11 protein-coding genes are annotated in these 12,004 nt (G+C 68.0%); 10 read left to right on the forward strand and 1 reads right to left on the reverse strand.

Annotation, left to right across the window (positions count from 1 at the left end; translation table 11 throughout):
- Nucleotide 1 precedes the first annotated feature (1 nt).
- Nucleotides 2–1,957, forward strand: a complete 1,956-nt coding sequence (locus P3H15_RS12965; protein WP_276137604.1) for an AMP-binding protein — start codon at nucleotides 2–4, stop codon at nucleotides 1,955–1,957.
- Between the two features lie 65 nt (nucleotides 1,958–2,022).
- Here the strand turns inward: P3H15_RS12965 and P3H15_RS12970 are convergent, their stop codons facing one another.
- The gene (locus P3H15_RS12970; protein WP_072937099.1) at nucleotides 2,023–2,736 is read right to left on the reverse strand and encodes a FadR/GntR family transcriptional regulator; all 714 of its coding nucleotides are present in this window, start codon (nucleotides 2,734–2,736) and stop codon (nucleotides 2,023–2,025) included.
- A 165-nt stretch (nucleotides 2,737–2,901) separates the two neighbouring features.
- Here P3H15_RS12970 and P3H15_RS12975 point away from each other — a divergent pair, with 165 nt between their 5' ends.
- From P3H15_RS12975 to P3H15_RS13015, 9 genes are all read left to right on the forward strand, one after another.
- A complete protein-coding gene (locus tag P3H15_RS12975; protein ID WP_276137605.1) occupies nucleotides 2,902–3,981 on the forward strand; it encodes an acyl-CoA dehydrogenase family protein in 1,080 nt (359 codons plus the stop codon).
- Nucleotides 3,982–4,053: 72 nt separating this feature from the next.
- Complete coding sequence (locus P3H15_RS12980) at nucleotides 4,054–5,220, forward strand: acyl-CoA dehydrogenase family protein (protein WP_276137606.1); 1,167 nt, start codon at nucleotides 4,054–4,056, stop codon at nucleotides 5,218–5,220.
- Nucleotides 5,220–5,969 (forward strand): SDR family NAD(P)-dependent oxidoreductase, encoded by a 750-nt coding sequence (locus tag P3H15_RS12985; protein ID WP_276137607.1) that lies wholly within the window; start codon nucleotides 5,220–5,222, stop codon nucleotides 5,967–5,969. Before P3H15_RS12980 ends, P3H15_RS12985 begins: the two co-directional genes overlap by 1 nt.
- Complete coding sequence (locus tag P3H15_RS12990; RefSeq protein ID WP_276137608.1) at nucleotides 5,969–7,162, forward strand: thiolase family protein; 1,194 nt, start codon at nucleotides 5,969–5,971, stop codon at nucleotides 7,160–7,162. The genes P3H15_RS12985 and P3H15_RS12990 overlap by 1 nt, the downstream gene beginning before the upstream one ends.
- Nucleotides 7,162–8,400 carry an acetyl-CoA hydrolase/transferase family protein gene (locus P3H15_RS12995; RefSeq protein WP_276137609.1) on the forward strand — a complete coding sequence of 413 codons (1,239 nt, stop codon included), beginning with the start codon at nucleotides 7,162–7,164 and terminating at the stop codon, nucleotides 8,398–8,400. Before P3H15_RS12990 ends, P3H15_RS12995 begins: the two co-directional genes overlap by 1 nt.
- A gap of 19 nt (nucleotides 8,401–8,419) precedes the next feature.
- Nucleotides 8,420–9,343 carry a hydroxymethylglutaryl-CoA lyase gene (locus P3H15_RS13000; protein ID WP_276137610.1) on the forward strand — a complete coding sequence of 308 codons (924 nt, stop codon included), beginning with the start codon at nucleotides 8,420–8,422 and terminating at the stop codon, nucleotides 9,341–9,343.
- 38 nt (nucleotides 9,344–9,381) lie between these two features.
- Nucleotides 9,382–10,140 (forward strand): SDR family NAD(P)-dependent oxidoreductase, encoded by a 759-nt coding sequence (locus P3H15_RS13005; RefSeq protein ID WP_276137611.1) that lies wholly within the window; start codon nucleotides 9,382–9,384, stop codon nucleotides 10,138–10,140.
- A gap of 104 nt (nucleotides 10,141–10,244) precedes the next feature.
- Nucleotides 10,245–11,102: a 1,4-dihydroxy-2-naphthoyl-CoA synthase gene (gene menB / locus P3H15_RS13010; protein ID WP_276137612.1), complete on the forward strand. Its 858-nt coding sequence runs from the start codon at nucleotides 10,245–10,247 to the stop codon at nucleotides 11,100–11,102.
- Nucleotides 11,103–11,218: 116 nt separating this feature from the next.
- Nucleotides 11,219–12,004 carry an enoyl-CoA hydratase-related protein gene (locus P3H15_RS13015; RefSeq protein WP_276137613.1) on the forward strand — a complete coding sequence of 262 codons (786 nt, stop codon included), beginning with the start codon at nucleotides 11,219–11,221 and terminating at the stop codon, nucleotides 12,002–12,004.

Below are 12,004 nucleotides of genomic sequence, written 5' to 3' on the forward strand. Positions count from 1 at the left end.
CGTGTCCGACTACACCTGGCGCCCCACCGACGAGTACGTCGAGAACGCCAACGTCACCCGGCTCGCCCGCGCCCACGGTCTCTCGGGCCTGGGTGAACTCCGCGCCCGCTCCGTCGCCGACGTGCGGTGGTACTGGGACGCCGTGGTCCGCGACCTCGGGCTGCCGTTCCGATCGCCGTACCGCGAGGTGCTCGACACCTCACGCGGAATCGAGTACCCGGAGTGGTTCGTCGGGGGCACGTCCAACGTCGTCGACGCGTGTCTGGAGCGGTGGCTCGCCGATCCCGCGGTCGCCGACCGGACTGCCGTCGCGCACGAGGCCGAGGACGGCACGGTCCGCAGCCTCTCGTATCGCGAACTCGCGGCGGACGTCGAGCGGGCCGCGGCCGGACTGCGGGAACTCGGCGTCGGCAAGGGCGACGCCGTCGCCCTCTACCTGCCGATGATCCCCGAGGCGGTCGTGTCGGTGTATGCCGTCGCGCGGCTCGGTGCGGTGCTGGTTCCGCTGTTCTCGGGGTTCGCTCCGAGCGCGATCGCGTCCCGCATCCAGGACGCGGATGCCAAGGTGGTGATCGTCGCGGACGGAACGGTCCGCCGACGCAAGTCCGTCACGATGAAACCGGCCCTCGACGACGCGCTGGCCGCGTGCCCGACGGTGCAGTCGGTCGTCGTGGTCGAGAACATCGGCGTCCCAGTCGATTCCACCGATCGGGACATCTCCTGGGGAAAGCTCCTCGGCAATGCCGGTGACCCGGGCCCGGTGGAGGCGATGGACGCGGGCGAGCCGTTCGCGCTGGCGTACACGTCGGGTACGACCGGCAAGCCGAAGGGCGCGGTCCACACCCATGCCGGGTTCCTCGTGAAGACGGCCAGCGAGGTCGCGTACTCGTTCGACCTGTCGCGCGGCGGCGTGTTCTGCTGGATCACCGACATGGGCTGGATCATGGGCCCGCTGTCGATCATCGGCACCCACGCCAACGGCGGAACCCTCGTGCTGTACGAAGGTTCGCCGGACGTGCCGGACACCGACCGGTTGTGGCAGCTCGCACAGCGTCACCGGGTGACGATGCTCGGTGTCTCACCGACGCTGATCCGAACCCTGCGCGGGCGGGACACGGACGTCGCGGCACGGTACGACCTGTCCTCGGTGCACACGATCGGGTCCACCGGCGAGCCGTGGGACCCGGACTCGTACGAGTGGCTCGCGCGGGACGTGTTCGGCGGCCGGGTGCCGATCATCAACTTCTCCGGCGGCACCGAGGTCGGCGGCTCGTTCCTGGCGCCGTATCCGGTGGAGCCGATCCGCAGCTGCTCGCTGGGCGGTCCGTCGCTGGGGATGGACGTGGATGTCGTCGACGACGCGGGCCGCTCCTTGCGCGGGGAACAGGGCGAACTCGTGTGCAGGCAACCGTGGCCGTCGATGACGCGCGGGGTGTGGAAGGACGAGGAACGCTACCTGGAGGCGTACTGGTCCACCTTCCCCGGCATGTGGCGGCACGGCGACTACGCCCTCGTCGACGACGACGGTCAGTGGTACATCCGCGGCCGATCGGACGACGTCATGAACGTGGCGGGAAAGCGTCTCGCCCCGGCGGAGGTCGAGGCCGTCCTGACGGCGCACCCGGCGGTGTCGGAGGCGGCGGCGGTCGGTGTCCCCGACCCGAAGAAGGGCGAGGCGGTCTGGGCGTTCTGGGTTCCCCGCGCGGACACCGACACGACGGACATCTCGGCCGAACTCGTCGCCGGTGTTGCCGCGGAACTCGGGAAACCGTTCGCGCCGAGCGCTGTTCACCGAGTGTCGCGCCTGCCGAAGACCCGGTCGGCGAAGATCCTGCGCCGAGCGGTGCGGGCCGCCGCGCTCGGCATCGATCCCGGGGACCTGTCGGGTGCCGAGAACCCGGAGGCCGTCGACGAGATCCGCGCAGTGGTGGCGGGGGCACGCGACGCGGCATCGTGAGTACGACGAAGGCCCCACACCGCACGGTGTGGGGCCTTCGTCGTCGAAGCAGGAAAACGGAAAAGCTATTCGTCGAGGGGAATGTCGGTGCGCTGCTCGAAGTCCTTGATCGACTCGGCGTACGAGTGGACGTGCCTGCTCATGCGCCGTACCGCGGCCTCGGCGTCCTTCTCGCGAATTGCCCTGGTCACCGAGCGGTGCGCCTTGACGGTGATCTCGCGGACCTTGTCGTCGATGAATCCTTCGTTCTCGGTCGCGGCGTAGATGGCCCGCGAGAGCGAGATCATGAGCCCCGACAGCAGTTCGTTGTGGCTGGCGCTCGCGACGGCGACGTGCCAATCGATGTTCGCCTGCAGGAAATCGTCGAGTTTGTCGCCCGCTCCGGCGATGTCGTCGTTGGCGGCGTCCAGTCGGGCGAGATCCTCGTCGGTGCGATGGCGGGCGGCGAGTTGTGCGCAGAACGGTTCGATCGCCTCGCGGGTCTCGAGCAGTGCGGCGAGGCGGATCTGACGACCGCGGATGAGCAGTGCCACCGTGTCGGCCATGGACTGTTCGCCCGGTCGCTGAACGAAGGCGCCACCGGCCCGGCCCGCCTTGATGCGGACGAGTCCCTGTACTTCGAGGATGCGCAGGGCCTCGCGCACCGTGGTGCGGCTCATCTTCGTCTGGACGACGAGTTCGCGCTCCGGCGGCAGCGGTGTGCCCTCGACGTAGTCCCCGCTGAGAATGCGCTCGCGCAGTTCGTTGGCGAGGACGTCCGACGCCTTCGGTACCTCCATCGGTGTCAACTGAATGGAGGAACGTCCGTTCCGGGTGGTGTTCGGCACGGCTGGTGGCATGGCTCCCCGCCCTCTCTGGTCTAACGGTCAGACCTAATATACCATTGGGTTCTCGCTGCACTTGTCTTGCAGCCTATTCTTCGTCTCATCGAGAGGACCAGTTGTATGCGCTGGGAACTGTCAGAAGAGCAGGAAATGTTCACCGAAGCCCTCGACGGCTGGCTCGGACGGTTTGCCGCTCCGGCGAATGTCCGCAAGTGGGGTGAATCGGGAGATCCTGCCGAATTCGAGCAGAAATTCGTCGAGGAGGGCTGGTTCTCCGCCGGTCTCGACGAGAAAATCGGTGGTCAGGGCGGTGGTCTGCTCGAGCTGGCATTGACTGCCGAGGCGCTGGGCCGATACGCCGCTCCGTCGAGTGCCTGGACCGCGTCGGTTCTCGCGGCACCCCTGCTGCCTGTCGACGTCGCCTCCGACGTGCTGGCCGGCGGTGGGTTCGCCGCGGTTGCCGTCGACGCGACCCGTCCGTTCGGTCTCGCCGGCTCGGTGCGCGTCGACGAGACCGGCGCACTGACCGGTCGCGTCGCGACGGTGCTCGGCGCCGAACGGGCGAAACTGCTGGTGGTCCCCGCGGTGGATCCCGACGGAACCGCCGCTCTGTATCTTGTGCGCGTCGACGACCCCGGCGTCGCGATCGAACCGCGGCACCTCCTCGACTCGTCCCGCGCGGCCGCGGACGTCCGGTTCGACAGCGCCGCCGGACAGCGCATCGACGTCGAAGCCGCCACCGCGCTCGAGGACGCGGGGCTGCGGGCGGCCGTGCTCGTGGCCGCCGACTCGCTCGGGGCGATGGACCGCATGCTGCGGCTCGCGGTGGATTACAGCAAGCAGCGCCAGCAGTTCGGCGTCCCGATCGGGTCGTTCCAGGCTGTGAAGCACGCTGCGGCAGGCATTCTCGTCTCCGTCGAGGCGGGACGTTCCATCGCCTACTACGCCGCGGCCTCGGTCGATCTCGGCCTCGCCGACCGTGCGATCCATGCCGCGGTCGCCAAGGCGCAGGTGCCGCGAAACGCGGTGCAGGCGGCCGACAGTGCTCTCGTGATGCACGGTGCGATCGGCTACACCTGGGAACACGATCTGCACCTCTACTACAAGCGCGCCAAGCTCGACGAGAAGCTGTTCGGCGGACACGGCGTGTGGAACGAGCGTCTGGCGCGGGATCTGCCCCTCCTGCCGGCCGCCGGATGATCGACCGTTGACTTTTTGGTCTGTCCTTTAGTAATTTAAGTCCAAACGGAACCAACGACGACGGGACGTGCTGTGGACTTTGATCTGACCGAGGATCAGGCGACGATCCGAGATGCGGTGCGAGAGCTCGCGGGCAAGTTCGACGAGCAGTACTGGGTGGAGAAGGACAGCGCGCACGAATTCCCCACCGAGTTCTACGACGCGTTCGCCAAGGGCGGCTGGCTGGGCATCACCACACCCGAGGCCTACGGCGGACACGGTATGGGCATCACCGAGGCCTCGATCCTGCTGGAGGAAGTCGCCGCGTCCGGCGCCGGCATGAACGGCGCGAGTTCGATGCACCTGTCGATCTTCGGAATGCACCCGGTGATCGTGCACGGCTCCGAGGAACTCAAGCAGCGCACGCTCCCGCGGATCGTCGACGGCGACCTGCACGTCTGCTTCGGCGTCACCGAACCCGGCGCGGGCCTCGACACCACCAAGATCACCACGTTCGCGCGGCGTGAGGGCGACAAGTACATCGTCAACGGCCGCAAGGTCTGGATCTCGAAGGCGATGGAGTCGGAGAAGATCCTCCTTCTCACCCGGACCACGAAGTTCGAGGACGCGAAGAAGAAAACCGACGGTCTGACACTCTTCCTCACCGACCTGGACCGCTCGAAGGTCGACATCCGCCCGATCAAGAAGATGGGGCGCAACGCGGTCACGTCGAACGAATTGTTCATCGACGGCCTCGAGATCCCCGTCGAGGACCGCGTCGGCGAGGAAGGCAAGGGCTTTCGGTACATCCTCGACGGCCTCAACCCGGAGCGCATGCTCGTCGCCTCGGAGGCCCTCGGCATCGGCCGGGCCGCCCTGCGCCGCGGCGTCCAGTACGCCAACGAACGTGAGGTGTTCGGCCGCCCCATCGGCATGAATCAGGGCCTGCAGTTCCCGCTCGCCGATTCGCTGGCCCGACTCGACGCCGCGGAACTCGTCCTGCGCAAGGCGACGTGGCTCTACGACAACGGGAAGCCCTGCGCCCGCGAGGCCAACATGGCCAAATATCTTTGCGCCGACGCCGGTTTCCAGGCCGCGGACCGCGCCCTGCAGACCCACGGCGGCATGGGCTACTCGGAGGAGTACCACGTGGCCCGGTACTTCCGCGAAGCCCGCCTGACCAAGATCGCCCCGCTCAGCCAGGAGATGGTTCTCAACTATCTCGGCGAGCACGTCCTCGGCCTTCCCAGGAGCTACTGATGTTCGAACTCACCGGAAAATCCGCGCTCGTGACCGGTGCCGGCAGCGGCATCGGTGCCTCGGTCGCGCTGGCATACGCGCGAGCCGGTGCGGCCGTGCTCGTCACCGACGTCGACGGCGAGGCCGCTGCGGCCGTGGCCGCGGAGATCACCGCGGCCGGCGGTTCGGCGAAGTCCGCGGCCCTCGACGTCCGCGACGGGGACGCGGCCGCCGCGGCGGCGGAGCAGGCCGCCGCCCTGAACGGCGGCACGCTCAACATCCTGGTCAACAACGCCGGCGCCATCGCGCCCGCAATGTTCCCGAACCTCGAAGAAGACGACTTCCGCCGCATCGTCGACATTCACCTCGTCGGCAGTTTCGTCTGCAGCAAGGCCGTCCTCCCGTACCTGCCCACCGACGGCAGTGGGCGCATCATCAACGTGACCTCCGCGGCCGGCCTGGTGGGCACCATCGGGCAGGCCAACTACGGTGCCGCGAAGGCGGGCATCATCGGACTCACGAAGTCGCTGGCGCGGGAACTCGCCAAGAAGCAGGTGACGGTCAACGCGATCGCGCCGCTCGCCGCCACCAAGATGACGGAGAACATCCGGAGCAACGACAAGCTCGCCGCCAAGACGCTCGCGCGGATCCCGCTGGGCCGCTGGGCGGAACCGGACGAGATTTCGTCCAGCTTCGTGTTCTTCGCGTCCGACGGCGCGGCGTACATCACGGGCCAGGTGCTGCCCGTCGACGGCGGGACGGTGATCTGATGGCCGAGCAGCGCAACCCCTTCCAGCGTTCCGCCCGCGAGGTGATCATCGCGGAAGCAGCCCGCACCCCCATGGGCAAGTCGCACCCCGACCGCGGCTGGTTCCGCGACACCCATCCCAACGACATGCTCGGCGCGGTGTACACCGACCTGATCCGCCGCAGCGGGCTGGCTCCGGCGACGGTCGAGGACCTCGTGATCGGGTGCACCGCACCGTTCGGCGAACAGTCCCGCAACATCGGCCGCAACGCCTGGCTGCAGGTCGGCTACCCGCCGGAGGTCCCGGCCGTCGTCCTGGACCGCCGCTGCGGATCCGCCCAGACGGCTGTCGAGATGGGCGCCGCCCTGGTCGGCTCCGGCACCCACGACGTCGTCGTGGCCGGCGGTGTCGAACACATGGGCCACGTGCCGATGAACTCACCGGCCAAGATCTCCGAACTGTACGGGGACCCGTGGCCGGAAGCGCTGCGCGACCGGTACGACTTCGTGAACCAGGGCGAGAGTGCCGAACTCATCGCGGACCGGTGGGAGATCTCCCGGCAGGAGATGGACGAGTTCGCCGTCCGCTCCCATCGTCTGGCGACCGAGGCCATCGAGGCGGGCCGTTTCGACGCCGAGATGATCCCCCTCGAACTCGCGGGCGAGACCCGGTCCACCGACCAGACCATCCGCCCCGGCACGAGCCTGGACAGCCTGGCGGGGCTGAAGACAGTGTTCCGGGAGAACGGCCGGATCACGGCGGGCAGTTCGTCGCCGATCTCGGACGGGGCAGCCGGTGTGCTGCTCGCTTCCCGCGAGGCCGTCGACGCGCACGGACTGCGGGCCCGGGCCCGGATTCTCGATCAGACGACCGTCGGGGTGGACCCGATCATCATGCTGACCGGTCCGATCCCGGCCACCCGGAAGTTGCTCGACCGCAACGGAATGAGCATGAACGACATCGACCTCTTCGAGGTCAACGAGGCGTTCAGCTCGGTCGTTCTGGCCTGGGAGCGGGAACTGAAGCCCGACATGGACCGCGTCAACGTCAACGGCGGCGCGATCGCGCTCGGTCACCCCGTCGGCGCGACCGGTGCCCGGCTCATCGCCACCATCGTCGCGGAACTCGAGCGGCGTGACGCCGAAATCGGTCTGGTGACCATGTGCTGCGGCGGCGGCCTGGGAACGGCGACCCTGATCCAGCGGATCGACTGATGATCGACCTGACGCCGCACATCCGGCCCGGCGACGGAATCTGGTGGAGCCAGACGAGCGCGGAACCCACCCCGCTCGTCCACGCCCTGCTCGACCAGGTGTCGTCGATCGGCCCGGTCCGGGCATTCGTGGGACTGACCTGGAATCGGCGGTTGACGAGCGAACTGCCCGACGAACTCTCCGTCGTCTCCTATGGTGGCCTCGGCGAACTCCGCCGCCTCGCCCGCCTCGAGGTCGTGCCCTGCCATTACGGGGCACTGCCGCGGCTGTTCGCCGAACGGCGGCTGCCGTGCGACGTCGGGTTCGTGCAGGTGTCACCGCCGGACTCGGCCGGGAACTGCTCGCTCGGGGTCGGTGTCGACTACATCGCGGACGCCCTCGACCACACACCGGTTCTCATCGCCGAGATCAACCGGCGCATGCCCGTCACGCTGGGCGCACCGCGAATTCCGTTGTCGCGGTTCGCTGCGGTGATGGAAACCGACCGGCCGTTGCTCGAGGCGCCGGACCGTGAGCCCGCCGCGGTGGAACGGGCGATCGCGCGGAACGTCGCCGATCTCGTGGCGGACGGAGACACGATCCAGATCGGCGTCGGGACGCTGCCGTCCGCCGTCCTCACCGCTCTCGAGGGTCACAAGGACCTCGGGATGCATTCCGGCATGATCTCCGACGCGGCGCTCCGCTTGATCGACCGGGGCGTGCTGACCGGGGCGCGCAAGGAGATCGATCCGGGGCTGCACGTGACAGGCGCCGCACTCGGAACGGCGGCACTGTACGACAGGCTGCCGGGCCTTCCGGTGGCCTTCCGCCCGGCGAGCTACACCCATGCGCCGCAGGTTCTCTCGCAGCTGCGATCGTTCGTGTCGATCAACTCGGCGATCGAGGTGGACCTGACCGGGCAGGTGGGCGCGGAACTGCGCAACACGACCTACGCCGGTGCCGTCGGGGGTCAGGTGGATTTCTCCCGGGCCGCGGCGATGACCGGCGGCCGCTCGATCATCGCGATGCGCGCGGATTCGCGCGGGGAGTCGACGATCAAGACCGCTTTGGAATACGGTGCGGTCACCACTGCCCGCGCCGACGTGGACTTCGTGGTCACCGAACACGGTGCCGCGGCACTGCGCGGATGTTCCCTGGGCGAGCGTGCGCGGCGCATGATCGCCGTGGCGGCACCCGAGCACCGTGAAAGGCTGGAATTCGATCTCGAGGAGTACGACCTTGCGTCCGCAACGGAGTGAGGGGAAAGGAGTCAACGCCATGGCACGTCCGCAGCGGGTCCAGATCCGGGAGGTCGGACCGCGTGACGGCTTCCAGAACGAACCGGAGCACATCCCGACCGACGACAAGGTGCGGTTGATCAACGCTCTGGGACGGGCAGGGTTCACCCGGATCGAGGTCGCCAGTTTCGTGCGGCCGGACGTGATCCCTCAACTGTCGGACGGGGTGGAGGTACTCGGTCGCATCGAGGTGCCCGACGACACCAAACTGATGGTGCTCGTCCCCAACAGCAAGGGGCTGGACAATGCACTGAAGGTGCGCGACAAGTTCCACGAGGTCGCAATCTTCGTCAGCGCGTCGGAGACCCACAACAAGAAGAACGTCAACCGCACCGTCGACGAGACGATGGCCGACAACGATGTCATGGCCAAGCGGATCGTCGCCGAGGGTCTCGACTGCGCCGCGGTGATCGCGACGTCGTTCGGCTGCCCGTTCGAGGGCAAGGTCGAGTTGGGACGCGTGCTGGACCTGGCCGAACGGTTCGCCGAGGCCGGCGCCACCGAGATCGGATTCGGCGACACCACAGGCATGTGCAACCCGGCATACGCGTCGGAATTCTTCGCCGCGGCGCTCGACCGGCTGCCCGGGGTCGAGGTGACCGCACACTTCCACAACACGCGTGGCCAGGGCCTCGCCAACGCGTACGCTGCACTCGAAGCGGGTTGCGCGAGCTTCGAATCGAGCTTCGGGGAGCTGGGCGGCTGCCCCGTTCCGGCAGGCTCGACGGGCAATATCGCCACCGAGGATCTGGTGAGCATGTTCCACGAGATGGGCGTCGAGACGGGTCTCGACCTTCCGCGGGTCATCGAGGCCGCGCGCGAAGCTCAGACAGTGCTCGGCCGCAAACTCACCAGTCACTCGATCGTCGCAGGCCCCATCGAATGGGCCGCGAGCCCGCGCTGACCGCTTTCCACCACGAACACCACAAGACGGAGAAGAACATGAGTAATCGAGTCGCATTCGTAACCGGCGGTGCACAGGGCATCGGTAAGGGCATCTCCGACGCCCTCGGGGCAGCGGGCTTCCGCGTCGCGGTGGCGGACCTCAACCTGGAGGTCGCCGAGGAGACCGCCGCCGGAATCCGCGACGCCGGCGGCCAGGCGATCGCCGTGCCCGTCGACGTCACCGACACCGCGTCCGTGCAGGCCGCGGTGAAGCAGGTCGCCGAGCAGCTCGGCCCGGTCGAGATCGTCGTCAACAACGCCGGCTGGGACGACTTCATGCCGTTCCTGAAGACCGACGAGGCGTTCTGGGACCGGATCCTCGACATCAACTTCAAGGGCCAGCTGCGGGTCATCCAGGCGACCGTCCCGGGCATGGTCGAGCGCGGCTTCGGCCGGGTCATCAACATCGGTTCGGACGCCGGTCGCGTCGGCTCGTCGCTCGAGGCCGTCTACTCGGGCGCCAAGGGCGGCATCATCGCCTTCACCAAGACCCTCGCCCGTGAAATCGCGACGAAGGGTGTCACCGCGAACACCGTGTGCCCCGGCCCGACCGACACCCCGGCGCTGCGCAAGTTCGCGGACAGCTCCGGCCAGGACGCCGACAAGGTGATCGGCGGCATGACCCGCGCCGTGCCGATGAAGCGGCTCGGTCAGGCAACCGACATCGGTGCCGCGGTGGCGTACTTCGCCTCCGATGCAGCAGAATTCGTCACCGGGCAGACCCTGTCCGTCAGCGGTGGTCTGACGATGTCCTGACGGGCGGCGATTCCCAAGGTGCGGCCCGGTTTCCGGGCCGCACCTTCGTCGTTTTGCGGGCTCTGTTGATAACGATCGTTCGCACGTGTGCCTATGATCGCCTCATGACGAACAATAGTGATACAACGGATTTCGTGTCCTGGACGGCAGTCGGTGAATTCGAGGACATCCGATACGAGCACAGCGGCGACGGGATCGCGAAGATCACGATCTGCCGGCCGGAGGTGCGCAACGCGTTCCGGCCGCAGACGCTGATGGAAATCTCCGAGGCTCTGGTCGATACCCGTGAGGACTCCTCGGTCGGCGTCATCGTGCTGACCGGTGAGGGTCCCGACGCGTTCTGCTCCGGCGGCGACCAGCGGGTGCGCGGCGACACCGGCTACCTCACCGAGCCGGGCAAGGCGGGCGGTGTCGGCCGGTTCCACGTCACCGATCTGCAGATTCAGATCCGGCGCCTGCCGAAGCCGGTGGTCGCCATGGTCGCCGGTTACGCGATCGGCGGCGGGCACATCCTGCACCTGGTCTGCGACCTGTCCATCGCAGCGGACAATGCCCGGTTCGGCCAGGTCGGCCCGAAGGTCGGGTCGTTCGACGGTGGCTACGGTGCGGGGCTGCTCGCCGAGCTGGTCGGGGTGAAGAAGGCCAAGGAGATCTGGTTCCTGTGCCGGCAGTACGACGCACAGCAGGCGCGCGAGATGGGGCTGGTCAACACCGTCGTCCCGCTCGCCGACCTGGAACGGGAAACCGTGCAGTGGTGCCGCGAGATGCTCCAGTTGTCGCCGTTCGCGCTGCGGCTGATGAAGGCGAGCTTCAATGCCGCCGAGGACGGGATGGCCGGCATCCAGCAGCTCGCCCACGACGCGAATTTGCTGTTCTACTCGACCGAGGAGGCGAAGGAAGGGCGCGAGGCGTACAAGGCGAAGCGGCGCCCGGAGTTCGAGAAGTTCCCGCGTCGGCCCTGATCTTCCATTTCGGTCCAACAATTAGTATGGTTGGTTCAATACCTCACGTGAGTGGCAAAGCGTGCCCGCGCGCACATTGCCGCTCACGTGTGACTGGACCGAGAAGGATGGTGTGCATGTCGGAAACCGCAACGCCCGCAGTCGCGTGGAGCGACGTCGATAACGGCGTCATGACGATCACGCTGCAGCGCAGGCCGGCGAACGCGCTCGGGCTGCCGATCATCGACGGCCTGAACGCGGCGCTCGACGCAGCCGACGCCGATGGATCGGTGAAGGTGATCGTCGTCCGCTCGGACATTCCGGGCTTCTTCGCGGCCGGCGCGGACATCAAGCACATGTCATCCGTGGACGCGGAGTCCTTCACCGCGTACGGCGATCGACTTCGTGGGGCGCTCGACCGGCTGGCGTCGGCCGACCGCATCTCGATCGCCGCGGTGGACGGCCTCGCACTCGGCGGCGGCCTCGAACTGGCAATGGCCTGCACCCTGCGAGTCGGCGGAGCGGACGCGAAGTTCGGGCTGCCCGAGGTGAAGCTCGGCCTCATCCCAGGAGCTGGTGGAACGCAGCGGCTTCCGCGTCTCGTGGGTCGTGGCCGCGCCCTGGACATCATGCTGAGTGCCCGTCAGGTCCTCGCCGCCGAGGCCCATGCGATCGGACTGATCGACCGACTCGTCGACGCCGGCACCGCCACCGACGCAGCGCAGGCGCTCGCGGCCGAGCTGTGCACGATGTCGCTGCCCGCGCAGCGCGCCGTCATCCGCACGGTCGACGCGTCGTTCGACACCCCGCTCGAGGAGGGCTTCCGGTTCGAGGTCGCCCAGGAGCAGGACCTGTTCGAGAACGGAGAGGCGAAGGAGGGCATCACCGCCTTCCTCGAGAAGCGCGCTCCGCGATTCTCCTGA

This window comes from Rhodococcus sp. T2V, from assembly GCF_029269925.1.
Lineage (GTDB): Bacteria > Actinomycetota > Actinomycetes > Mycobacteriales > Mycobacteriaceae > Rhodococcus_F > Rhodococcus_F koreensis.